This is a genomic window from Brevundimonas sp. (genome assembly GCF_016463485.1).
GTDB lineage: Bacteria > Pseudomonadota > Alphaproteobacteria > Caulobacterales > Caulobacteraceae > Brevundimonas.
This window is the reverse complement of record NZ_JAEMRD010000001.1, coordinates 87,845-110,234: the sequence shown is the minus strand read 5'-3', so window position 1 is coordinate 110,234 and position 22,390 is coordinate 87,845. Positions and strand designations below refer to the sequence as shown.

Genomic DNA, 22,390 nt, shown 5'->3' with positions numbered 1-22,390 from the left:
CGGCACGACCTCCATTTCAGGCGGCGTGATGTGGATCCCGAACAACCGCTTCATGAAGCGGGACGGAATCCCCGACAGTCTTGAGCAAGCGACCGCCTACCTCGACGCGGTGGTCGGTGATCGCAACGACGCGCCCGGCGCAACGCGCGAGCGCCGCCACAGATACCTGGTTGAAGGTCCGTCTATGATCGACTTCCTGGTCGACCAGGGCATCAAGATGACGCGTATCTCCCGCTGGCCCGACTACTACGACGACCGCCCGGGCGGATCGGACGCCGGGCGCACCGTGGTCGCCGACCTGTTCGACGCGAACCAGCTTGGGGAGTGGAAAGACAGACTGCGTCCGAACTTCCTGCCCCTCGCCGCTTCCCTCGAAGAAGCGCTGACGCTGCCGCACATGAAGAAGTCGGGCCAGGCCAAGAAGAACCTGGCCAAGATCGGACTGCGGACGATCTGGGGCAAGCTCACCGGCAAACACTACGTCGCGGCCGGGGCGGCACTCCAGGGCCGGATGCTTCACGCGGCGCTTAAGGCCGGAACCGATGTCCGCACCGGGAGTCCCGTCACTGAACTGATCGTCGAGGCCGGTCGCGCCACGGGCGTCGTTGTCAGCAGGGACGGCAAGGCTGTGCGCATCGGCACCCGTCTAGGCGTGTTGATCAACGCCGGCGGCTTTGCGCGCAATCAGGCGATGCGCGACCAGTATCAGCCGGGAATGTCCGCCAACCGCACCAATGTGGCAGAGGGCGATACGGGTGAGATGATCCAGGAGATGATCCGTCACGGCGGCGCGGTCGCGCAGATGGACGGTTATATCGGCTCTCCGGTTTCCATACCGCCCGGAATGGAGGATTCTCCGGTCAAGCCCGGTTCACAAGGCCTCACGGCGGGGCCGCACGCCATTCTCGTCGACCAGACGGGCTTGCGCTACATGAATGAGAGCAGCAACTACACTGATTTCTGCCTCGGTATGACGGACCGCAACAAGGAGGTCCCTGCCCTCCCGAGCTGGGCTGTTTTTGACGCCAATGTTGTCCGTGACTATATGGTCGCCGGCACCATGCCGGGATCCAAGAAGCCGCAGGCATGGACAGACAGCGGCTATATGAAACAGGCGAACTCGATCGAAGAGCTGGCCGCCCTCCTCAACATTGAGCCGTCAGTCCTGCGCGGAACCGTCGATCGGTTCAATGGGTTCGTCGCCGCCAATGACGACGCGGACTTCAAGCGAGGGGCCCGAGCCTATGATCGCTGGCTGGGCGATCCCTTCCACAAACCCAATGAGACCCTCGGCGCGATCAGCGAAGGCCCGTTCTACGCCGTCCCGGTGATGCCCGGCGACGTCGGAACATTGGGGGGGGTGATCACCGATAGCGAGGGCCGTGTATTGCGTGACGACGGTCTGCCGATCTCCGGACTTTACGCCACCGGCGTATCGACCGCGTCGGTCATGGGGCGGACATCCCCGGGCGCCGGTGTGAACGTGGGGCCGTCGTTCGTCTGGGGTTATGTGGCCGCCAAACACGCCTTGGCTTCGGCCTAGTCATTCGCGCTGGGCGTCGGACCTGTGCCGACGAACTGCAAAAACCGATCGGCCAGGATGTCGATCACATCGGATGACGGTGCAAATGCCGTTCCCAGCGCAGCATGGTTGCTCTGATCCAAGATTTCATAAAGCAGCAGCCAGGCTTCCTGCCGGCGACGACGGCCTTTGTGTTCGTTTGCATCCAAGGCGAAGGCAGGGATCGTCACGCCCAAGTCCATGATCAGATCGCTGATCAGCGCCTGAGCCCGCTGTGTGAAATGGCCTTCCTCCGTCGTGGCCTGGATGAAGATCCTCAGCATGCGATGGTCGGCTTTGTCTGCCTCAAAGATGTCCGTGATCCATTGAAGCACGGCGGGGCGATCCTGAAATGGCAGGTCCCGGATCGCGCGATACAACGGTCTTCGCGTCTCGGCCGCATTTCTGAACACCTCGGCCGTCAGCGCAGCCTTGCTGCTGAAATGTCGGTAGAAGGTGACGCGACTGACACCGGCCGTCGAAGCGATGTCGTCGATGGAGACCACGAAATAGCCCAGCTCGCAGAAGCGATCGATGGCCGCCGCCAAGAGCCTGTCACGACTGTCTTGTTTGCGCCGGCGATGAAAAGCCATCAGGCCGCCAAGACGAGGATCCCGGTCCTCGGCCGACGATGCAACATCGGCTAGGACGTTCTCAGCGGGATCCAACAGACTATTCGGCAGCCATGGCGAGCGACGCCGGCTGCTCAGGACCAATGAACTTGCCCGGGAACCGTCCCGTAAAGGCGCCGTTGTCGAAGATGGGGACGCCATTCACAAGCGTCAGGCGCATCGGTGCCGGAGCGCGTGTGTAGCGATAGGTGCGGCCACCCTCGCCGTCCCACACGTCCCATATTTTTTCTTCCGGGCGACGTTCGATTTCGTCGAGCTTGAAAACCACGACGTCAGCGACCTTGCCGACCTGGAGCACGCCCCGGTCATGCAGACCAAAGAAGTTGGCCAGCTTGCCGGTCAGGACGTGAACCCCCTCTTCGATCGTCAGAAGGCCGCGATCGCGCACATAGTCAGTGAGCACCAGCACATTGTCGCCCGTGCCGCAGAACATCTTGCCATGGGCCCCGCCGTCCGAGGTGTTGCCGACCGAGAACGGATCCCGGAACAGAGACAGAAGAACCTCTTCGTCAACCTCCCATGACCGCTTGTGAACGACCGATTCCGCTCCGTTGTTGATGACCCATTGCGCCAGGGCGTCCGAGGCGTGATCGATGCCGCTCTCAGCCATGTAATCGGCCAAGGTCCCGGTGACCGGTCCCCAGCCGGATTCGCTGTCCATGAAGGTCAGGGCCGAGGGATCGTGCAGGTAAGAATGGGGATAGGTGTCGTGGTCCCAGGCATGGCGCGCTCGCGCCAGCCAATCGCGGTCGGACAGCAATGCGACCTTGTCCTCCCAGACCGGGGTATCGATGACTTCCTGCCAGACCTGATTGCCGTTCTGGGCAAAGACGAGCGAGCGGCCGAAATTGATCACCGAGGTCGGTGAGACATGATGGTAGCCGGTCCAGACATCCAGGCCTTCGGCCTTGAAGCGATCGTGCACCACCTGAGATTTCTTGCCGATCTCCTTCTGGAACTTGAGTGACGGCAACCCGACCCACTGCAGGCGGACGCCTGCGGCCGTCGCCAGACGACCAAAGCGCTCGGCGGAATCTGGCCCCGTCATTCGCATGAAGTGATCGACGATGACCTGAACCGTGGCGCCTGGATAGCGGGCCACCACATCGAACAGCGCCTTGTACTCGGCGTCGTCGGCCTGCTGGGAGGGAAGCGGCCGGTCGTGTTTATCGTAGTCGAGTTGATTGGACGAGAAGCCGATCGCTCCGGCGTCCATGGCGTCTTCCAGCAGCGCAACCATCTGTCTGATCTCGTCGGGGGTGGCAGTGCGCTTCCAGGCGTCCTGCCCCATGACGGACAGCCGCATCGGAATATGTCCGCAGAAGGCCGCGAAATTCACCGGCACCTTTACGTTCCGCAGGAACGAAGCCTTGTATTCGCTCCAGGTCTTCCAGTCCCACGGCACCAGCTTCTGCATGGGGGCCTCGGGGATGTCCTCGAAGAAGTTGAAGATGTCGATGACGTTCTGCTGGTCCTCAACGGTTTGCGGATTCGGGGCCATAGAGAATCCGCAGTTGCCGTTGATCGAGGTCGTGATTCCGTAGGCCGGCAAGGGCTCCATGTTGGGAGACCACCAGACCCCGCCGTCCCAGTGGTTGTGAGTTTCGATGAAGCCCGGTGTCACCAGGCACCCCACTGCATCGATCACACGTTCGCCTGTTCCCGCCGTCAGGTTTGGTCCCACCTCGGCGATCCGACCATCGGCAATGCGGACATCGCCAACAAAGGCTTCCGCTCCAGATCCGTCGACGACCGTGCCGCCTTTGATCAGCAGACGAAATTGCATGAAACCCTCCCGGAGACGACGACACATTCTTGCTTGTGATACGATCTGTAACGCAAGCCAATGTGATACTCAAATCAGAATGCACACGACGACGCGCTTTACCTCAGCACGCAAAGTCGCTACAGAAACCGGTAGGTTGTCGGTTTTAGGGAGAGAGCGCCGTGAAAATAGAAGACATGATCATCGTCAGCGTCGACGACCATATCGTCGAACCGCCTACGATGTACGACCAGCACATCAGCGTGCAGCACAAGGGGATCGCCCCCGAGTTGCGCAAGGACAAGAACGGCGTCGAGTTCTGGCTCTACGAAGGACGCCGTACAGGCGCGATCGGCCTGAACGCCGTCGTGGGCCGGGTAAAGGAAGAATACGGCTGCGAACCCGTTTCGCTGCAACAGATGCGCAAGGGCGCCTGGGACATCGACGCGCGGATCGAAGACATGAATGCGAACGGCATACTGTCGTCACTGAACTTTCCGAGCGTGGTCCAGTTCGACGGCTTTCTGTTCCACGGCATGCAGGACAAGGCGAACGCCCTGATCATCCTGCGCGCCTATAACGATTGGCATATCGACGAATGGTGCGGCAGCTACCCTGGTCGCAACATCCCCAACGCCATCCTGCCCTATTGGGACATCGACGCGACGGTCGAAGAGATCCGCCGCGTGGCCGCCAAGGGCTGCCACAACATCTCGTTCAGCGACAATCCGGCGGTCAAAGGATATCCCAGCATCCACAATGCCCACTGGGAGCCGCTGTGGAAGGCCTGCGTCGAGAACGACATGTGCATCAACATCCACATCGGGTCGGGTGCCCAGGCACCCCACGCCTCGATGGAATCGCCGATCGACGCCTGGATCACCACCATGCCGATCTCGATCGTGAACTCCGCCGCAGACTGGCTCTTCCTCAAAGCGCTTCAGAAATACCCGCTGAAAATCGCCCTGTCCGAGGGTGGGATCGGCTGGATTCCCTATTTCCTTGAACGCGCCGATTTCTCATTCCAGCAGCACAATGCCTGGACACATTCGGACTTTGGCCCGGGTCGCAAGCCGAGTGACCTGTTCCGTGAGCACTTCCTCACCTGTTTCGTCGATGACAAGTTCGGCCTCGCCAACATCGCGGCGATCGGCGAGGACAACATCGCCTATGAGTGCGACTACCCGCACTCGGACACCTTGTGGCCCGATGTTCCGGAAATCCTGCACGCCAGCCTGAACCACCTCACCGATGCCCAGATCGACAAGATCAGTCACGGCAACGCGCTGAAGCGATTCAACTTCGATGCCGTGGCTCTGCTGGGCGGTCGAGAAAAATGCACCGTCGGCGCGCTCCGCAAGCTGGCGGCCCACGTCGACACCCGGCCTCAGTCTTTCGGCGGTCCCGCGCCGCTTGCGCCGGGCGAAGTGCGTCGGGGCGTGACCTCGGGCGACATCATGAAAATGTTCATGGACGTCGCCAAGGAAGACGGCACGACCGTCGAACCGGCTCTCGAACCGGCCGAATGATCACCGGCGACGCGGGTCACCTGATCCGCGCCGCCTTCGTCGCCAGCGGATTATGCCCTCGCCGACGGCGAAAGAAGAAGCGTCAGAATGTCCGTCTCGGCGCGCTTGAGATCGTCACTGTCGAGTTCATCCGACACAAAGTGGATCGAAGCATATCGGGCGGCCATCCGTTCGATTGCCGAGTAGACGATGACGGCCCGGGCAAAGGCGTCGCGGTCGGAAAGCGTGTTTTGGCCCTGCGCCGCCCGAATTCGCTCTGCCAGACGCCCGACAATCGGCAGTGCGCTCGCGTTGCGGATTCCAGCGAACGCGGCCTGTCCGCCGTCCGCCCTGAAATTACGAATGTTCAGAATTGCGCGGTGCTTGTCCCAGTAGCGGTAGAACGCGGTGACGAACCGTTCTGCGTGGAACCGGGTATCCTCCGGTTTCCAGGGTTGATCGAGTTCCGCGAGGAGCTCACCGGTATCCTGCGCCGCATCGGCGCTCAGATGCAGCAGGACCTCTTCGACATCGTCAAAATACAGATAGAAGGTCTGTGAAGCGAGACTGGCGGCGCGCGCGATGCCGCTCGCGGTCAACTTTTCGGCCGCCATTGTCGAAATCAACTCGAGGGCGGCGACCAATAACCGGTTGCGGGTCTCCGCACCCTTCCGCCCGATCGCCTGGCCATCCTTGTTGATTTTCACCATGCCGGATGTTTGTCGCGTCACGGGGGCATTCGCAAGGTTGGTTACAACTGCCACGAGGATGCCGCGTCGGTCAGTCGGTCTTCAGCTCGAAGCTACCGGCCCTGTCGACATACTCTTCGATGCGAACGATCCGTTTTCCTTCGAGCCGAACAATCAGACAGATGGGCCATGCGCGCCGCAATCCGTTGGAATCACGAACCACAAAAAGATGTTGCTGGACGAACCAACCGGCATCGGTTCGCGCCCGTGAGACCTGTTCAAGGCCACGCTCAGGGAAGGCCGTGATCATCGCCCCCCAATCGCCCATCGTTTCATCCAGACTCCGATCGACGCGATCAAAATTGTGCCAAACTAACGCTTGGGGCGCGAAACAGGCGCGAGCCGCCACAAGGTCTCCGCGCTGCATCGCGCCGTAGGCGTCCTCAATAACCCGTCCGTCGTCCTGCATATCCAAGAGTCCTCTCGTCGCGAGCCCGCGCCATTACGATGCACGTCTTCGGTTCTGCGGCGAAGACAGGGCCGACGGCATCGCCGGGACGATTGGCGACGCGAACGCCCCCGCGATATCGGAGGCTTCAACACCCTCCGCTGCTTGTCGGAGGTTCAATGCGCAGCAACACATCAGGCCAGCTTTGCCCGAGGGACAGACGGATATGAAGATCGACTCCAGCGTATCGGCGATTGTCACCGGCGGTGCATCCGGTCTGGGCCTTGCGAGCGTCAAGGCCTTGCGCGCGGCAGGCGCGAAGGTTGCGATCTTTGACCTGAACCCCGAGGCCGGCGAACGGGCTGCCGCAGAGACAGGGTCGCTCTATTGCCAGGTCGACGTCTTGTCGGATGAAAGCCTCGACGCTGCCTTCGCCAAGGCCCGGGCCGCGAATGGCCAGGAGCGGTTGCTGGTCGCCTGCGCGGGCGGCGGTAACGCGCATGGCACGATCAAAAAGGACAAGGCGACCGGTGAGTTCATCGTCTTCCCGACCGCCGCCTTCGCTTGGGCCTTGACCCTCAATGCGGTCGGGACGTTCGCCACCGTCACACGGTTCGCCGCCGGCGCGGCGACGCTTGAGCCGGTCGACGGCGAACGTGGCGCGATTGTCTGCACAGCGTCGGTGGCTGCCGAGGACGGCCAGCAGGGTCAGGCGGCCTATGCCGCAGGCAAGGCCGCTATCATCGGCATGACCCTGCCGATCGCGCGCGATCTTTCGCGGTTCGGGATTCGCATCAACACGATCCTGCCCGGCATCTTCGATACCCCCGCCATGGGCCCAACGCCTCAGGAGGCGAAGGACGCGATGTCGGCGACCGTCGCCTTCCCCAAGCGGCTCGGCGATCCCGCAGAGTTCGCGAGCCTGGCTCTGGAATTGCTGCGTAACGGCTATTTCAATGCAGAGACCATCCGCCTCGACGGCGGGCTGCGTTTCGCCGCACGCTGACGGATTGACGGCTTAAAGTTCGGATAATAGCGAGACCGTATCCGCGCCCAAGGGACTCGCAATGCCTAGCGGTTGGCGCAGGCTATAAAGGGGTCCCTTATCCGCCTCAGCGAAAGCCTGCCAAGCGCTGAGCTCGCTGCCCGAAACTTCGCCTAGACCGCTTGCGTAAGCGATGACGTCAGCCAAGGCGATATCAACCAGTCGGCCCCCTCCGCCGAGCCAGGACGCCCAGGCGGCGAAGGCGGCAGCCAGTCCGGTCAGAGGATCGGCGATGGCGTCTCCGACGAAGAGACTTTCACCCCAGCCACGCCGCATCGCCGCCGAGGCCCCGCCGGCGACTGCCGTATCATCACCAAACCCAATCAGATTCGCGGTCACCCCAGTTCGGCCGTATGCTGTTACCGACACCCATGTCGCGCCGCGCCGGGCCACTGAAGCGGCGTCGATACCCAGTTGCTCAAGGGCCCGGGGCCGAGTGCTTTCGATCACGATGTCTGCGGCGTCGATCAGGGCACGGAGCCGCCCGACCCCTTCCGGATCCTTGAAATCGAGCGCCACGCTGGCCTTCCCGCCGTTGAGGAGATCGTAGAAGTAGGGATCGCCACCGCGTGCCCCATCCGGTCGGCTGAGACTTTCGATCTTCACCACCCGGGCTCCCATAGCGCCCAGCAAGGACGCCGCCAGCGGCCCAGCCCAGAGCGCCGAAAGGTCAACGACCAGCGGGCGGCGCGACCGAATTGTAGCGGCCCCAAGCGGCGGCTGGATGGAAAAAGGACGCGCTGGGCTTGGCGGGCGGCCTTCGGGCGCGATCGCCATGCCAAGAAGGTGCCCTTGAGCCACGAGGTCTGCCGTCGGTTGCCTAGCGACTAGATCGGCGACCGCGCACCATTCCGAAGCGGTGCCGCCAAGTAGGGCCGGTAGCGACTCCCAGTCTTCCATCCTTACCAGGTTCAGCGCCAAATGGCCATCGAGCGTTTTCAACAAGCGCGCCGACCCGTTGGCCGACACCTGACCCCTTCGGCGCAGCCCCAGACGCCTGGCCCGTTCGCCGAGGAGGGCCGCGCCGTTGCGAGGCAGGTCGGCGTACGGCGCCAAAGCCCCGAGAGCCAGAACCAGCCCATCCGCCAATGACGTCAGGGGGATCGGCGCAACCAGGCCTGGCCCACCAGGCCGGCCGGTTAGCTCCAGCAAACCGCTGCGGCGCCAGGCCAGAGCCGGATGATCGGCTTCCCAGGCCGGAAGATCGACTGGGCCAAGCGGCTCAAGCAGCCGGCGCGCAACCGAAACGGCGAGGCTGCCGTCGTTTCGGGGCAAGGCCAGAGAAAGCTCGGCGGCGCGCATCACGATCGATAGACCACCATTGATGCACCTGCCAAGGCTTGCCGGAGCAGTCCGAACCTTCCAAGCAGAGACCATGACCTACCACCGGCTGGAACCGTGGATGCTGAACGCCGACTGGCGCCACGACGACCGCCCTTTTGTAGTGGTCGACCTTACGACATGGCCGGGCGCGGTGCCACTCGATCCACTGCCGCCGATACCTGTGATCGCCGTAGGTTCACCGCTCCATCCCTTGGCTGAACAGGCCGACATCCAGATCGAAACTGACCTCACCCTCGTCAGTCTAGAAACGGCGATCAGAAAGTCCCCTCTGGCCGCTTGGGTCCTTATTGATCTTCTCCGGGCAACCGCCGGGATGGAGCCGTCGAGAGCCCTGACCTGCGAATCCCTTGCCTTCGCGGCACTGCAGTCTGGTTGGGAGCACCGCAACTGGTTGAAAGTCCACTCCTCGGCAAACCCCATGAGCGAGGGACGGGTACTGACCGAGCGCGATGGCGATGTACTCAACATCGCAGTCGACCGGCCGGGTGCGCGCAATGCGATCGACCGCAGCCTTCGCGATGCCCTGTTCGACGCCTGTTCGCTCGCGAACCTCGATCCTTCGATTCACATTGTGCGCATCACCGCGACCGGGCGTTGTTTTGGAGTCGGCGCGGACCTGAGCGAGTTCGGAACCACCGACGATCCTCCCCGCGCGCATTTTATCCGAAGCCGAACTCTACCGGCGCGCGCAATCCTGCCGCGAGCGTCGATCTATGAGGTTCATGTCCGAGGCGCCTGCATAGGAGCCAGTCTCGAATTCGCGGCCTTCGCCGGTCGAGTGACCGCCTCCTCCGACGCCTGGTTTCAGCTTCCGGAACTGGGCATGGGCATCTTGCCGGGCGCGGGAGGCTGCGTTTCCGTACCAAGACGAATTGGACGTCAGCGCGCAGCCCTGATGATGCTGTCAGGTAGACGCATCGACGCCCGAAGCGCCCTGGACTGGGGCCTGATCGACGCGATTGTAGATGACCCTGCCCTCGATCACCGTGGCCCTGACATCGGCGGCTGATAGCGCGTTACGCACTTCGCTCCATGGCCGGCTCAAGAGGCAAAGGCTGGCGGCGCAGCCCACCTCGACGGACCGTTGTCGGCGAAGGTCCACGGGGTCCGCCGTGAAAAGACCTAGCGCCTGTTCCGGACTCATCGCCTCGCAGGCCCCGATCACGTGACCAGAGAGTGTCCGGCGCGATACCGCGGCTGCCATCGCGGCCCATGGATCAGGATCGCCGAAGGGAACGTCGGTGCCCCCGGCCAGTGTGACGCCCGCCGAGGCGAAACTCTGCAGGCGATAGAGGGCAGACCATTCCTCTGGCGCAATGGACTGGCGATAGGCGTCCCCGCGTTCGGACACGAAGTTCGGTTGCGCCACGACAGACAGCCCCTGGTCGGCGATATCCTGCAGCAGATGATCCGGACAGATCGAGGCATGCTCGATCCGATCTCCGGGCTCGGCCCCTGCCTCGCGCAATGCTGCCAGAGTAAAGACCAGTTCGAGTTCCGAGACGCAGTGAACGGCGACAGTCCGTCCCTTGGCGTGGGCCTTGCGCATCATGGACACCACCGTATCGAAATCAGGCATGTCGGCTTCATGAAGATGAATCTTGACCGGCCCCAGCTTGAGCGCCCGACTCATACCCTCGGCCCCGAGCGAAGCCTGCCCCGCAAGGACGACCGACTGAAGTAGCGCTCCCCTCTCACGCTCCGCAATAAAATGAGACGCTACACGATCGTCGTTGGCCGGGCTCATTTCCGTGATGCCCGTGACGCCAAGACGGGACCACTCAGCCCCGACTTCATCGAAGGCAGGCATATTGGCGGCCATGACTTGCTGCATCCAGGCGTCTTCGTCGAAGAGCCTGCCGGTGACCCGGTCCAGGCCAGAAGGCAGAGGAACACTGGGTACCAGAAGAGTTTCGAGCGCCGCCGTGTTCAAGAACCACATCCGTCCGGACCGATGCTGGATTCGCACCGGGCGCTCCGGAGCCACCTGATCGAGCCAGACGCGGTCAAGCATGCCCGCGACACTTTCGTGATAGCCGACACCACGCAGCCAGCCGATCCCAGGCGTCGACAGACACCGCGCGAGGCCTTCCCGGTCGACGACGTCGGGGGGACCACATTTGACGGAGGTTCGAGCAGCGGCCGTTGCAGCAACATGGACGTGATGGTCGTGCAATCCGGGAATCAGCAGGCCGGCTCCAGCCTCGATGACCCTGGCGTCGGCGCCGTCCAAGCCCGACCCAATTTCCACAATCAGCTCACCGGCGATCCGCACGTCCACAGATCGGCCGTCAAGCAGGGTCGCGCCGCGGATAAGCAGCGCCGGGGTCAATCTACCGGCTCTCGCCGAACAGCTTGCGCACGTCTCGGCGCAGCAACTTTCCCATCTCATTGTACGGCAGGGCATCGACGATCAATATCTGCTCGGGCACGCGTGACGAACGCAGGCGTCCACGGACCAGGGCCTTGATATCATCATGGGAAGGTGCGGTTCCCCTGACGACGATCGCGGTGGCCACGGCCTCTCCCCATTCGGCCGAAGGGACGCCGACTGCAGCGACATCCGCGATGTCCGGGTGCGACAAGAGCACGTCCTCGATTTCGCCAGGCGATATGTTCTCGCCACCCCTTACGATCACGTCGTCCGCGCGCCCCGAAAGGAACAGATAGCCGTCGGCGTCGAGATAGCCGGCGTCTCGGGTCGGGAACCAGCCTTGCGTATCCAGGGCAGAGCGTTCGCGGTACTCGCCGGACACCTGTTCTCCGCGAACATATATCTCGCCAGGCACTCCGGCAGGAAGCACCGCGCCCTCCTCGTCGCGGATCTCAAGCTCGATGCTCGGCAGTGGTCGGCCTACGGACCCGAGCCTCGCGCGGACGGCCGGATCGTCGGAGGCGTGCGCCAGGCGATGCTCTTCGGGGCCCAGCAGGGCCACCGTGGAACTCGTCTCGGTCAGGCCATAAGCGTTGGTAAAGCCGCAGGACGGGAACAGCTCCAGCGCCCGCGCGACGAGTTCCAGCGGCATGCGCCCCCCGCCGTAGGCGATAGAACGCAACGAGAGCAGATTCCTGGCCTGTTCATCGTCGAGACCTTCCACAACCCGCGACAGCATTGTGGGGACGACAAAGGCGTTGGTCACCCGTTCGGCGCCGCAGAGCTGGGTCCAGGCTTTGGGCTCGAAGGCCGGCAGTAGAACGATCCGACGCATCGCATAGATGGAGCTCAACAGGGCCGCAATGCCTGCGATATGGTAGGGTGGCACGCTGACCAATGCGGCCTCGCTCTCATCCGCCGCCCCGAACTCGACCGTGCCAAGGATGTAAGAGACAAGGTTTGCGTGCCTCAGGATCGCGGCCTTGGGAGCCGCAGTAGTTCCGCTGGTGAAGAGTTGCACGGCAACCCCCTCCCCTTCGCCCGTCTCACGATCCGGCTCCGCCATAGCCTCGGCCCGCGCCACAAACTCCACCCGAGTCAGAAGCTGGTTCCCCGTTCCGGACATGAGTGCGCCTACCCGCGAGGTATCGCCGACCACAAACGCCGGCTCGATCCGAGCAAGGAGAGCCGCGAGGTCCGCGTCCGCCAGGCGATAGTTCAGGGGGCAGTAGGGCACGCCGGCAAGCGCGGCACCGAACAGCGCAATCGGGGCGGCTTCGCTACCGGTGTCGAGCAAGGCGACCTGCTCGCAACCACTTGCGGCAATCGCGGCGGCTGCGCCGGTCGCCGCGTTCCAGAGCTCGCCATAGCTCCAGGATCGGCCATCGCAGGTCAGACCGATCCGATCCGGCTCGGTATCCGCAGCCATTTTCAGCAGAAGCGAGATATCCACTGAGGATCAGTCCGAAGAGGGCAAGGGCTTGGCGTCCTTGACCTTGAGAGCGACGCCATTCAGCGCCAGCGAACCTTTTCCCGGCTTGATGCAAAGCAGTTCGACGGTACCGGAATCATCAACATAGCGCTTGCCCATGATCGTGCCTGAGGAGAAGGCGGCATCAAGTTCGCTCGAGACTCCGCGCTCAGCGACCATTGCCGCCCCACCGCATTCGGCGACACCGTTCGACACAGCCTTGATCACCATGACCTCGGTATCGCAGACGGCGCTCTTCAGCTTGGTTCCAGCTTTCATGTCACTCTTCCTTGCTAACGGTCAGGCGATGGCCTTGGCGGCCTTCAGGCTTTCGATCCTATCCCAGTCGAGCCCGAGCTCCATCAGGAAAGGCTCGGTGTGCTCCGAGGCCTGAGGTGCCCGGGTGGTCTCGACCGGCTGGTGATTGAACTGAACGGGATTGCGCACCAGCTTGATCGGCGCTCCGCCGTCGACAGCCTCGACTTCGATGAGCATGTCGTTGGCAATCGCCTGATAATCCTGCGCCAGATCCAGCAGACTCTGCACCGGAGCCCACTGCCCCGTGAAGGTCTTCAGCTTCTCGCGCCAGTAGGCGAAAGGCTTTGCCAGGAAGGCGGCGGCGATCAGGTCGCTGGCGGCCTGATGGTTTTCCATGATCTTGTGAGCGTCCGAGAAACGCGAGTCGTCCGCGGCTTCCGGAATGCCCATGTGGGCGAACAGATCCCTTGCATAGGGTCCGGGCGTCAAGGTGCACAGGTTGATCACCCCGCCGTCGGATGTCGCGTAGTTGCCGAGGAAGGGGTTGCCCGGAATTCCGCCGGACATCGGCATACGGGTGCGCGGTGCCGTGCCTGTTTCGATCGCCTGGTCGACGGCGGCGCCGCTGGCCCACCAGCTGGTGCTGAGCAGCGAGACATCCACCTCGATCGCCTCGCCGGTTCGAGCACGGTGAAACAGGGCGGCGGCGATACCGCCTGCGATGTTCATCCCGCCAATGGAGTCACCGAAGGCGGCGATCGGCTGCATGAAGGCGCCTCCCAGTTCCTCCGGCGTCATTGTGTAGGCCAGACCGCCCCGGGTCCAGAAGGCGGTGTTGTCGAACCCGCCCGCCGTTCGCTCAGGGCCCTTGTCGCCGTAAGCCGAGCCGCGCGCATAGATGATGTTCGGATTGGCGGCCCGAATCTGCTCGACGTCGAAGCCCAGTTTCTGCCTCACGGACGGCAGGTAGTTGGTCAAGAAAACATCCGCCGTCGCGGCGATCTCGTAGATCAGCTGTCGGCCTTCTTCGGTGGAGATGTCGATGCCAACGCTGCGCTTGCCACGGTTGGGATGCTCAACAAGCATGTTGCGCAAGGGGTCCACCTTGACCCCACCCATGTTGACGAAGCCGCGCTGAGTGTCACCGCGGACCGGATGTTCAATCTTGATGACGTCGGCACCCCAGTTCCTCCGGCGTCATTGTGTAGGCCAGACCGCCCCGGGTCCAGAAGGCGGTGTTGTCGAACCCGCCCGCCGTTCGCTCAGGGCCCTTGTCGCCGTAAGCCGAGCCGCGCGCATAGATGATGTTCGGATTGGCGGCCCGAATCTGCTCGACGTCGAAGCCCAGTTTCTGCCTCACGGACGGCAGGTAGTTGGTCAAGAAAACATCCGCCGTCGCGGCGATCTCGTAGATCAGCTGTCGGCCTTCTTCGGTGGAGATGTCGATGCCAACGCTGCGCTTGCCACGGTTGGGATGCTCAACAAGCATGTTGCGCAAGGGGTCCACCTTGACCCCACCCATGTTGACGAAGCCGCGCTGAGTGTCACCGCGGACCGGATGTTCAATCTTGATGACGTCGGCACCCCAATCCGCCAGGACAGCCCCCGCTGCGGGGACGAAGGTGAATTGCGCTACCTCGAGGACCCGTACGCCCTTCATTACTTGTGTCATCTGTGCCGTCCCATTGCGCCGCGCTCAGTGCATTCCCGTGCGACGAAGCGGAAGGTAACGGGACGCCCGTGTCCGTCATAGCGGTGTGGCGGGTCGTGCTGACGTAATCGCGGCGGCGATGCCGGGCCGGTCGATCAGCGACTGTTGCGACGCTGGTCCCGTATAGCGATTTCAGTCAACCGCGATTGCGCGGTGATGAGATTATCAATGTAGACCTCTTCCGCACTGGTTCCGTGGGCCGGCGAGGTGATGTGGAAATGTGGGGTCGTGACGACCGTCGCAACACGTTCAAGGCCAGTGAGGACGACGGTCGCCAGATGGGCGCAAAGGGTGTCCCCATCGGCGAGATCGCAGCCCATTTGTCGCGTCAGCGCATCCAGAAGCGGTCGTGTCGCCTGCGATCTGTAACTCAGAACCGCGAGATCACAATCATCAGCGAAACTATTCCGCATTCTGAGTAATCGCGCATGACGATTCCAGAACAGATAATGGGCCCGATGAAACGCTAGACAGTCTTCTGTGAGAGTTTCGTCTCGCCAGTAATCGCGTACCAGCTTCATGAAGGCATCGCCCGCAGTGTCCATCACGCATCGGAGCACTGCGAGAAGCAGGTCGCCCATCGCCGGAAAGTAAAGGTAGAGCGTCGTCATTCCGACGGACGCTTCCTTGGCCACCGCCGTCAGTGTCACCGGCGGGCCTTCCGGGTCGTCCAGAAGGGTCAGCATGGCGCTGATGACCCGCTCGCGGGTTTCCTGGCCTTTACGGCCCAGACGTTGACCGACGAGGTTGTAGGTCACCACCTGGGGGGAGGTCCCTGCCTGTGCCCGAGCAGAAGGGCGGGTCATGTCGCCACCTCTCCAGGGCGTCGCAGCCCATTGCCGCCTCTCCTGGCGGCTCCGAAATGGGCAAAACGCACGACCATCGTCAGGCAGCGATCCCGATGGATTTGGTTTCAAGGTATTCCTCAAAACCTTCCAGACCCCACTCTCTCCCGACACCGCTCTGCTTGTAGCCGCCGAACGGCATATCGGGCGAACTCCAGCTTCCGCCGTTCACGCCAATCGTTCCGGTCCGCATACGGCGTGCGACCTTCATCGCCCGCTCACGGTCAGCCGATTGCACGCCCCCGGACAGGCCGTAGTCGCTGTCGTTGGCGATCCTGACCGCGTCATCGTCGTCCTCGAACGGGATGACGACCAGGACCGGTCCAAAGATCTCTTCACGGGCAATTGTCATGTCCGACGTCACATCGACGAAACAGGTGGGTTCGATGAAATAGCCGTCGCCCTTGTCGGTCGCAACATTGCCGCCCGCGATCAACCGCGCGCCCTCTGCCTTGCCCGTGTCGATGTAACCCATGACCCGGTCGCGCTGACGCGCCGAGATCACCGGACCCATGACATTGGTCGGGTCGTCGATCTTGCCCCATACCCCGGCATAGGCCGCATAGGTGTGTTCCAGCACGGCCACGGCTTCTTCGTAGCGGCTGCGCGGCACCAACAAGCGCGTACTGATCGCACACCCCTGCCCGGCATGGAAGCAGACGATCGAATGCGCGACAGCCGTCGCGAAATCCGGCGTGTCGTCGAGGAGAATGTTCGCAGACTTTCCGCCGAGTTCGAGGAAAACCCGCTTCAGCGTCGCTGCGCCCTTCTCCATGATCCGCTTGCCCACGCCGGTCGAGCCGGTGAATGAAATGAGGTCGACCCGCTTGTCGGTCACCAGCATTTCACCGGTGAGGACCGGGTCCTTCGCCGTCACCACATTGAACACGCCCGCCGGGAAACCTGCCTCATGGGCGAGTTCGCCCATCAAGGCATTGATCAGCGGCGTCTCAGGCGCGGCCTTGAGGATCACTGTGCACCCCGCCAGAAGCGCTGGGACAACTTTGCCGACGGCAATGTAGAAGGGCACGTTCCAGGGCGTGATCGCGCCGACGACACCGACCGGCTCTCGCACCACGATGCGGTCGTTGGTGACCCCGTAGCTGACCCGCTGGCCCATGCTCTTCTCCCACTCGAAGGCATCGAACATCGTGATGAGCTCATTCCAGTAGGAGAGCGGCCCATCGACCTGCGGTCCCAGGGCCGCGCCCAGGGCTGACCCCAGCTCGTGCTGCGCGATCGGAACGAGCCTGTCCCGATTGGCCTGCAGTCGCTCGCCCAGTTTGACGACCATCTCGCGACGCAGGGCGTGGTTCGTCGACCAATCGGTGTCGTCAAAGGCCCGACGCGCAGCAGCGATCGCTTCTTCCATGTCCTCGGCCGAGGCGTCAGCAGCATGCCCGAACACCTGTCCGGTCCAGGGATCGATGTCCTCATAGGTCGCACCGCCCGCTGCGTCCCTCAGCCGGCCGTCGATGTAGAGCTTGCCTTCAGTGAACGTCGTCATCGCCTGATCCTCAATCCTGTGTGTTTGCGCCGGGTCGAATGGGGTCAGTCGGCCGGGCGAGCCTGATAGGCCATGAGGCCAATGTGGAGGTCCGCCGGAAGGTCGACGATCGTCCGGAAAAGGTGAACCGTGGAGGCGTATTGCGAAACCGGTCGGGTCATGAAGTCGATGCCCTTCTTGGCGGCTGCGGTCAGGAAACGCATCGCAGCCTCGGGCTCCATGGTCGCGGAACTGCCTGGTCCAACCATCGCGCCGGCACGCACGATGCTCACACGGATATTTCGGTCTTCGAGTTCGCTGTGCAGATCCTTGCTGAATCGCTCGATCGCGGACTTCGTGGACTGGTACATCAGCAGATGCGGGACGGGATGCTCGACGGATTCCGAGCTCAGATTGATGATCTGACCACCGCGATCCAGCATGGGGATGGCAGACCGGCAACAGAGCACCGGGCCTGCGAAATTTGTCAGAACCGCTCCCATGATCTGGTCGTCCGTGGCCTCCTCGATCAGGAAAGGATTGAAGATCGCGGCATTGTTGATGAGGACGTCGAGCTTAGGGTGCGATCGCGCGATCTCGGCAAAGGCTGCGCGCACAGAATCCGGAGAGGTGACATCACAGGCGATCGGAAGCGTTTTGCCTCCAACGTCTCTGGCGACTTCGCTGACCTTTTCGAGCGACCGCGCCAGCATGAAGACTGTCTCGCCGTCGTCGGCAAATCGTTGCGCCAGAGCCCGCCCCAGGCCGCCGTTGGCGCCCGTTATCACGATAACCTTCCCCGTCATGTCTGCTCCTGCATCCTTGCCTGTCGTTCGATCCTGCCACGACGCGGATAGCCGTGCGCGCGACACCCATCCGCTATCGCCACGGCGATGCCGACTGCCCGCGCGTTGCCTCCGGGTAGACGGAGAGATCGCCGGCATAGGCCACGCCTCCGGGCCAGAACTCCGTGCCGCTGATCTTTCTAAAATAGTGAACCGTCCGCGCGACCGAGCCGGCTTTTGAGCGCGGCTCCATGGCGACGCCGCTGGGGGATTTACCCAACGCGCGCATGCCGAAGTCGGTGACGGTGAAAATCAGATCGTCGGTCTGCTGAGCCGTCATCACGAGCTGGTCGCCGGGACAGTAGCTGCGCGGCTCGACCTGAATATCAGACAGGACGCCGCGCTTCATGCCGACATGGCCCGGTACATTGATCACCTCGACGCTGTGCACGTTCTCATACCAGGTCTGGTATTCGTCGAATCGTCCAGGAACATAGTTGCCCAGGATGATGCTGACGCCCGACAAAGGCTTGTCGCGCTGCCAGTTCGGGCCGATTTTCCAGTCGCCGAACAGTTGGAATGTGTGAAGTCGCTCCGCGCCATCTGCTGAGACCAGTCCGGCGTCGCGAGCCTCCGCGAGCAATGGACCGAGCGCGGGAATCTGGAGCTTCGGGTCACTGACCTCGAAATCATAGACACTCAGATATCGCCAGCACTGAACGGCATCAGGCATGATCTGGGCCTCAGTGACTTCATAGCGATCTGCCCCGGCAAAGCCCTTCAACCGCCCCAGGGCGTCACGGTGCGGACCATCGAACCAATCTGCATAGGCTCCGGTCTTGTCCTCGGGAACATTGTGAAGATGGAGCGTCGTGTAGAGGGTCATGTCCCCCACTCCTGTCATTAGGCAGCGTCGGGCTGGCTTTACGCACTGCAGATCGGCACGCAATCCGGAGAGACTGCAACCGCCCGAGATATCGCCCGTGTGGTGTTACGGGCCACGTCGCAACCGCCCCGGCGATGACTGAGGTCAACACTCTCGCGCTGCCCTGCCGAGCGGTTATCTGGTTGAGCGCGTCGTGCATGACAACGGCGTCCATCTGGAGAGCGTGAAATGTCGTCCGCCGTGATTGTGAGTGCGGTCCGCACCGCCGTTGGAACCGCCCGCAAGGGTTCGCTCGCCAGCACGTCGGCGGAAGCGCTCGCCGCGATCGTCGTCCGCGCAGCGGTCGAACGGTCTGGCTTCGACCCCAAGGATGTCGATGATGTCGTTCTCGCCGAGTCGATGGCCGGCGGTGGAGCCGTCGCGCGGCATGCGGCCGTGGAGCTGGGCATGTTCCAGGCTGCCGGCATGGCCGTAAACCGCCACTGTGCGGGTGGCCTCAGCGCCGTGGGCGTGGCTGCTGGCGCGATTCTGGCGGGTATGGAACGGATCATCGTGGCGGGCGGGGTCAACGCCATGTCCATGTCGCCGCGTATGCAGCAACGTGACCCTGTCACGGGGGAATGGAATGACTGGTGGATTCCGCCGACCCATCCCGACAGCGCTGAGGCGCCCAATCGCGACATGTCCATTACGGTGGGATGGAACGCCGCCAAGGAAGTGGGCCTCACGCGAGAGGAGATGGACGCCTGGGCTTTCCGGTCTCACGCCCGCGCCATCGCAGCGATCGATGAGGGTCGGTTCCTGGACGAGATCGTCCCCGTCCGCGTCCGGAACGCTGAGGGCCAGGAGGTCGAGTTCAAGGTGGACGAGCATCCGCGGCGCGGCGGCTCCCTCGAAAAGTTGGCCTCGCTGGCCGTGCTTCACCCCGAGATCGAGGGCTTTTCGATCACCGCGGGCAATTCGAGCGGTCTCAACGACGCCGCCGCCGCCATGGTCGTTACCAGCGACGAGATCGCGCGCGCCGAGGGTCGGGAAATTCTGGCGACGATTCGCGGCTGGACGTCGATCGGGATCGACCCTGCCCGCACGGGCGTTTCGGTCCCTGATGTTACGCGCAAGCTGTTGACGCGCGCCGGTCTCTCTACCGGAGACATCCGGCTATGGGAAATCAACGAAGCCTTCGCTGCCGTACCGCTCGCGGCCTGTCGCACGATGAACCTTGACGAGGAGACGGTGAACGTCTCGGGAAGCGGGTGCTCGATCGGACACCCGATCTCCGCCTCCGGCGGACGGATGCTCACGACCCTGGCCAACGAATTGACGCGTCGTGGGGGTGGGCTGGGGGTCGCCGCCATGTGCGCCGGCGGCGGTCAGGCCGGGGCGGTGCTGATCGAGGTTTGAGCGCCTCGCCTGTTTACACCGCCGCCAGGGCCTCTTCCCACGAGGGATCGTTCTCCAGCATGCGCCGGAATTTGAGCAGCTTGCCCGTGGCTGCCAGCCCCAAGGCCGCAACGAGCCGGTCGCCGCGTCGATACAGCGCGACGAACCTCTCCTCTTCGCCCGAACCGAACACGATCCGGACTTCATCGTGGGCCACGGGCGAGCCGACCAGTTGCATTTTCAGGCCGTACTGATCCGACCAGAACCAGGGCACAGGCATGTAGGGCCCGGGATTGAGACCGCCCCCGTCAGCCAAGAGACGTTTCGCTGCGTGCTCCGCCTGACGAACGGCATTGTCCCAGTGCTCGACCCTGCGAAGCTCGCCATAGCGGCGGTTCGGCCAACGCGCGATATCCCCGGCCGCAACGATCCCTGGCGCGGCGAGACAGGTTTCATCGCAAACCACGCCATTATCGATCGTCAGTCCTGAGCCCTCCAGCCAACCCGTGTTAGGCGTGACCCCGATGCCAAGAATGGCGACGTCCGCCGCGACGACAGACCCGTCGCTGAGGTGGACGTGCTCCAGCCGCTCGACGCCCTCAAAGGCCGCCGCAGCAACCCCCAGGCGCACATCGACACCATGGCGACGGTGCATGTCGCCGATTATGACCCCGATTTCCGCGCCCAGGACATGCGCCGCCGGAGCAACCGCCTCGATCATGGTCACCGAAAGTTCCAGCTTACGCGCCGAGGCCGCTGCCTCCTGGCCTACGAAACCGGCACCAACCACGACGACACGACAGCCAGGTCGCGCCAGGTCGTCTCGCAAGGCGATGGCGTCATCCAGGGTTCGCACCACATGCACACCCTTGATGTCGGTCCCGGGAAGCCGCCGTGGCGAGGCGCCTGTCGCGATGACGATGCCGTCGAACGACTCCGATTGACCCTCACCGTAGGTCAGGGTGCGCGATGCCGCGTCAAGTCCGGTCACAGCACAGCCCAGTTTCCATTCCGCATCGTCCAGCAAGGCGTCAATCGGAAGCGCGGTCTTTTCCGGCGGCCAGTCTCCGCGCGCGATCTCCTTTGAGAGAGGTGGCCGGTCGTAGGGAAAGTACGGTTCATCGCCGAAGATGACCAACCGCCCGGCAAAACCCTCCCGTCGCAGGGTCTCCGCGGCATTCAATCCGGCAAGTGATGCGCCGACGATCGCGATGGATTTCATGGTCAAACTTCGAGCCCTTGGTTCATCGGATGGCGAGGCGTAGTGGCCCGAAAGAAGAGCTGTCAAACAACCGGGCCATCGCGGCGTTCAGTATCGCCGGGGCGTTTGCCGCCAGTGTCCCAATGCCTGCTAGTTCACCCCAAGCGACTGCACTCGCCGCGCGCTGGGCACGTCGAGGTCGTTCTTTGACCGATGCACGAGGATCAACCGTGAGCGACAGCTTTTATACCCGACTCGGCGACGGCTTTGCGCCAACAGGTCTGGGCGTTAGCGTCTGGAACCCGAATGCCCAGATGGGTGTCGCGCTCGCTGGGCTTGCAGCCCACGTCCTCGACACGATCCCCGCTCCCGCCGCCATGTCCCCTGCCCGGCTGACGATCGATATTCTCGGTGCCGTGCCGCTCGCGCCCCTTACACCCGCTGTCCGCATTGTTCGAGAAGGTAAGCGAATGCAGGTGCTCGAAGTCGAACTGTCCCTGGGAGATCGGACCTGGGTCAGGGCGTCTGCGCTGAGGGTCAGAACGGCCCCGTCTCCTGTGGCTGAGCCGGTGCCATCCCACCCGTTCCCTGACCTTTCCGAGAGCGTGGGGATCACTCACGACTCCAATTTCGCGACGACCGTGCGCATTCACGGCGGCTTTCCTGATCCCGGTCCCGGCGCATGGTGGGTCAAGCCAAAGGTCTCCGTGGTCTCCGGTTGCCCCTTGAGCGCGCTGGAAGGCGTCGCGATGGTTTCGGACTATGGTTCCGGCGTTGGGCCCCTCGTCTCGTCGAAGGATTGGACCTACGCCAACGTCGACGTTTCAATCCACCTTACGCGGATTCCAAGGGGGCCGTGGCTGCTGATCGACACACGCAGCGAGAGCGCGGGAAACGGAATCGGAGTGGTGCACAGTCGGCTTGGTGATCAGGACGGCATGATCGGCATGGCGCACCAGACCGTGTTTCTCGACCGGCGCTGAAACGCGGTATCGCCGGGG

At 63.1% G+C, this 22,390-nt stretch carries 21 protein-coding genes; 6 read left to right on the top strand and 15 right to left on the bottom strand.

Annotated elements, in window-relative coordinates:
* A partial coding sequence (locus JHC99_RS00565; RefSeq protein WP_292151521.1) for an FAD-binding protein occupies positions 1 to 1,543 on the top strand: 1,543 nt, incomplete at its 5' end.
* Here the strand turns inward: JHC99_RS00565 and JHC99_RS00560 are convergent.
* Both JHC99_RS00560 and JHC99_RS00555 read right to left on the bottom strand, forming a co-directional pair.
* On the bottom strand, positions 1,540 to 2,229 hold the full coding sequence (locus tag JHC99_RS00560) for a TetR/AcrR family transcriptional regulator (protein WP_292151520.1): 690 nt from the start codon (positions 2,227 to 2,229) through the stop codon (positions 1,540 to 1,542). The genes JHC99_RS00565 and JHC99_RS00560 overlap by 4 nt on opposite strands.
* A 4-nt stretch (positions 2,230 to 2,233) precedes the next feature.
* Positions 2,234 to 3,979 carry an amidohydrolase family protein gene (locus JHC99_RS00555; protein ID WP_292151519.1) on the bottom strand — a complete coding sequence of 582 codons (1,746 nt, stop codon included), beginning with the start codon at positions 3,977 to 3,979 and terminating at the stop codon, positions 2,234 to 2,236.
* A gap of 161 nt (positions 3,980 to 4,140) precedes the next feature.
* Here JHC99_RS00555 and JHC99_RS00550 point away from each other — a divergent pair, with 161 nt between their 5' ends.
* On the top strand, positions 4,141 to 5,487 hold the full coding sequence (locus tag JHC99_RS00550; RefSeq protein WP_292151518.1) for an amidohydrolase family protein: 1,347 nt from the start codon (positions 4,141 to 4,143) through the stop codon (positions 5,485 to 5,487).
* Positions 5,488 to 5,537: 50 nt separating this feature from the next.
* Here the strand turns inward: JHC99_RS00550 and JHC99_RS00545 are convergent, their stop codons facing one another.
* Entirely contained in the window at positions 5,538 to 6,176 is a 639-nt protein-coding gene (locus JHC99_RS00545) for a TetR/AcrR family transcriptional regulator (RefSeq protein WP_292151517.1), read from the bottom strand.
* A gap of 70 nt (positions 6,177 to 6,246) precedes the next feature.
* Positions 6,247 to 6,630 carry a nuclear transport factor 2 family protein gene (locus JHC99_RS00540; protein WP_292151516.1) on the bottom strand — a complete coding sequence of 128 codons (384 nt, stop codon included), beginning with the start codon at positions 6,628 to 6,630 and terminating at the stop codon, positions 6,247 to 6,249.
* Between the two features lie 199 nt (positions 6,631 to 6,829).
* Here JHC99_RS00540 and JHC99_RS00535 point away from each other — a divergent pair, with 199 nt between their 5' ends.
* Positions 6,830 to 7,609: an SDR family oxidoreductase gene (locus JHC99_RS00535; RefSeq protein ID WP_292151515.1), complete on the top strand. Its 780-nt coding sequence runs from the start codon at positions 6,830 to 6,832 to the stop codon at positions 7,607 to 7,609.
* A gap of 12 nt (positions 7,610 to 7,621) precedes the next feature.
* Here JHC99_RS00535 and JHC99_RS00530 read toward each other — a convergent pair whose 3' ends face one another.
* Positions 7,622 to 8,950 carry a CoA transferase gene (locus JHC99_RS00530; protein ID WP_292151514.1) on the bottom strand — a complete coding sequence of 443 codons (1,329 nt, stop codon included), beginning with the start codon at positions 8,948 to 8,950 and terminating at the stop codon, positions 7,622 to 7,624.
* Positions 8,951 to 9,023: 73 nt separating this feature from the next.
* On the opposite strand from JHC99_RS00530, the gene JHC99_RS00525 reads away from it, so the two are divergent.
* Positions 9,024 to 10,001, top strand: a complete 978-nt coding sequence (locus JHC99_RS00525; RefSeq protein WP_292151513.1) for an enoyl-CoA hydratase/isomerase family protein — start codon at positions 9,024 to 9,026, stop codon at positions 9,999 to 10,001.
* Here the strand turns inward: JHC99_RS00525 and JHC99_RS00520 are convergent.
* The 9 genes from JHC99_RS00520 to JHC99_RS00480 form a co-directional block, all read right to left on the bottom strand.
* Positions 9,897 to 11,324 carry an amidohydrolase family protein gene (locus JHC99_RS00520; RefSeq protein WP_292151512.1) on the bottom strand — a complete coding sequence of 476 codons (1,428 nt, stop codon included), beginning with the start codon at positions 11,322 to 11,324 and terminating at the stop codon, positions 9,897 to 9,899. The two genes, JHC99_RS00525 and JHC99_RS00520, sit on opposite strands and share 105 nt — an antisense overlap.
* Position 11,325: 1 nt before the next feature.
* Positions 11,326 to 12,819, bottom strand: a complete 1,494-nt coding sequence (locus tag JHC99_RS00515) for an AMP-binding protein (protein WP_292151511.1) — start codon at positions 12,817 to 12,819, stop codon at positions 11,326 to 11,328.
* Positions 12,820 to 12,825: 6 nt separating this feature from the next.
* Positions 12,826 to 13,116, bottom strand: a complete 291-nt coding sequence (locus tag JHC99_RS00510; protein WP_292151510.1) for a hypothetical protein — start codon at positions 13,114 to 13,116, stop codon at positions 12,826 to 12,828.
* 21 nt (positions 13,117 to 13,137) lie between these two features.
* Complete coding sequence (locus tag JHC99_RS00505; protein ID WP_292151563.1) at positions 13,138 to 14,259, bottom strand: CaiB/BaiF CoA-transferase family protein; 1,122 nt, start codon at positions 14,257 to 14,259, stop codon at positions 13,138 to 13,140.
* Positions 14,255 to 14,767 carry a CoA transferase gene (locus tag JHC99_RS00500; RefSeq protein ID WP_292151509.1) on the bottom strand — a complete coding sequence of 171 codons (513 nt, stop codon included), beginning with the start codon at positions 14,765 to 14,767 and terminating at the stop codon, positions 14,255 to 14,257. Before JHC99_RS00500 ends, JHC99_RS00505 begins: the two co-directional genes overlap by 5 nt.
* A gap of 134 nt (positions 14,768 to 14,901) precedes the next feature.
* On the bottom strand, positions 14,902 to 15,564 hold the full coding sequence (locus tag JHC99_RS00495) for a TetR/AcrR family transcriptional regulator (RefSeq protein ID WP_292151508.1): 663 nt from the start codon (positions 15,562 to 15,564) through the stop codon (positions 14,902 to 14,904).
* Positions 15,565 to 15,691: 127 nt separating this feature from the next.
* Positions 15,692 to 17,158 carry an aldehyde dehydrogenase family protein gene (locus tag JHC99_RS00490; RefSeq protein ID WP_292151507.1) on the bottom strand — a complete coding sequence of 489 codons (1,467 nt, stop codon included), beginning with the start codon at positions 17,156 to 17,158 and terminating at the stop codon, positions 15,692 to 15,694.
* A 44-nt stretch (positions 17,159 to 17,202) separates the two neighbouring features.
* Positions 17,203 to 17,943, bottom strand: a complete 741-nt coding sequence (locus JHC99_RS00485) for an SDR family oxidoreductase (RefSeq protein WP_292151506.1) — start codon at positions 17,941 to 17,943, stop codon at positions 17,203 to 17,205.
* A 73-nt stretch (positions 17,944 to 18,016) separates the two neighbouring features.
* On the bottom strand, positions 18,017 to 18,808 hold the full coding sequence (locus JHC99_RS00480) for a hypothetical protein (protein WP_292151505.1): 792 nt from the start codon (positions 18,806 to 18,808) through the stop codon (positions 18,017 to 18,019).
* 228 nt (positions 18,809 to 19,036) lie between these two features.
* Here JHC99_RS00480 and JHC99_RS00475 point away from each other — a divergent pair, with 228 nt between their 5' ends.
* Complete coding sequence (locus JHC99_RS00475; RefSeq protein ID WP_292151504.1) at positions 19,037 to 20,209, top strand: thiolase family protein; 1,173 nt, start codon at positions 19,037 to 19,039, stop codon at positions 20,207 to 20,209.
* Between the two features lie 13 nt (positions 20,210 to 20,222).
* Here the strand turns inward: JHC99_RS00475 and JHC99_RS00470 are convergent, their stop codons facing one another.
* Positions 20,223 to 21,410: an FAD-dependent oxidoreductase gene (locus JHC99_RS00470; RefSeq protein ID WP_292151503.1), complete on the bottom strand. Its 1,188-nt coding sequence runs from the start codon at positions 21,408 to 21,410 to the stop codon at positions 20,223 to 20,225.
* A gap of 185 nt (positions 21,411 to 21,595) precedes the next feature.
* Between JHC99_RS00470 and JHC99_RS00465 the strand changes: the two genes are divergently transcribed.
* On the top strand, positions 21,596 to 22,372 hold the full coding sequence (locus tag JHC99_RS00465) for a thioesterase family protein (RefSeq protein ID WP_292151502.1): 777 nt from the start codon (positions 21,596 to 21,598) through the stop codon (positions 22,370 to 22,372).
* Positions 22,373 to 22,390 lie beyond the last annotated feature (18 nt).

Excerpts from the sequence above, each read along its gene's own strand:
- JHC99_RS00555 (WP_292151519.1), bottom strand. The coding sequence starts at position 3,979 with ATGCAATTTCGTCTGCTGATCAAAGGCGGCACGGTCGTCGACGGATCT.
- JHC99_RS00545 (WP_292151517.1), bottom strand. The coding sequence starts at position 6,176 with ATGGTGAAAATCAACAAGGATGGCCAGGCGATCGGGCGGAAGGGTGCG.
- JHC99_RS00535 (WP_292151515.1), top strand. The coding sequence starts at position 6,830 with ATGAAGATCGACTCCAGCGTATCGGCGATTGTCACCGGCGGTGCATCC.
- JHC99_RS00530 (WP_292151514.1), bottom strand. The coding sequence starts at position 8,950 with ATGCGCGCCGCCGAGCTTTCTCTGGCCTTGCCCCGAAACGACGGCAGC.
- JHC99_RS00525 (WP_292151513.1), top strand. The coding sequence starts at position 9,024 with ATGACCTACCACCGGCTGGAACCGTGGATGCTGAACGCCGACTGGCGC.
- JHC99_RS00510 (WP_292151510.1), bottom strand. The coding sequence starts at position 13,116 with ATGAAAGCTGGAACCAAGCTGAAGAGCGCCGTCTGCGATACCGAGGTC.
- JHC99_RS00500 (WP_292151509.1), bottom strand. The coding sequence starts at position 14,767 with ATGACACAAGTAATGAAGGGCGTACGGGTCCTCGAGGTAGCGCAATTC.
- JHC99_RS00490 (WP_292151507.1), bottom strand. The coding sequence starts at position 17,158 with ATGACGACGTTCACTGAAGGCAAGCTCTACATCGACGGCCGGCTGAGG.
- JHC99_RS00485 (WP_292151506.1), bottom strand. The coding sequence starts at position 17,943 with ATGACGGGGAAGGTTATCGTGATAACGGGCGCCAACGGCGGCCTGGGG.
- JHC99_RS00480 (WP_292151505.1), bottom strand. The coding sequence starts at position 18,808 with ATGACCCTCTACACGACGCTCCATCTTCACAATGTTCCCGAGGACAAG.
- JHC99_RS00475 (WP_292151504.1), top strand. The coding sequence starts at position 19,037 with ATGTCGTCCGCCGTGATTGTGAGTGCGGTCCGCACCGCCGTTGGAACC.
- JHC99_RS00470 (WP_292151503.1), bottom strand. The coding sequence starts at position 21,410 with ATGAAATCCATCGCGATCGTCGGCGCATCACTTGCCGGATTGAATGCC.